The following is a 416-nucleotide window of genomic DNA, read 5'->3' as shown; positions in this document are numbered from 1 at the left end:
GCGACTATCCTGCCAATAAAGCTGACGGTATTCTCAAAGATCAGGACATTCAGTTCAGCAGCGATCACGCACAGAAACGGGGTGCTCCACCTCTGCGCCGGGTGGTGTATTACTGCCGAGAAACGGGAAAAACATACGAGTTTTTAACCAATCACTTCCAGCTGGCAGCAAAGACCATCGCAGGTATTTATAAGGATCGCTGGCAGGTTGAATTATTCTTCAAAGCCATTAAGCAGAGCCTGCATATCCATGCGTTTTCGGGGACATCACGCAACGCAGTGATGACTCAACTCTGGATTGCTATGATCACCTATCTACTGGTGGCTTATGCTCGTTATGCAGCCAGATCGGGTTGGACAGTTTTACGAATGTTGCGGGTGCTGAGAGTAAATCTGTTCGAACGAAAGACACTGCAG

Annotated in this window: 1 protein-coding gene; it reads left to right on the top strand. The window is 48.3% G+C overall.

Annotated elements, in window-relative coordinates; genetic code table 11:
• Positions 1-416, top strand: a 416-nt coding sequence (locus B2Z72_RS05375) for a transposase (RefSeq protein WP_297004312.1), incomplete at both ends; no start/stop codon positions are given.

It is taken from the genome of Thalassolituus sp. UBA6592, assembly GCF_002433655.1.
Lineage (GTDB): Bacteria > Pseudomonadota > Gammaproteobacteria > Pseudomonadales > Oceanobacteraceae > Venatoribacter.
The sequence above is the reverse complement of the archived record's forward strand: the minus strand, read 5'-3'. Positions and strand labels throughout refer to the sequence as shown.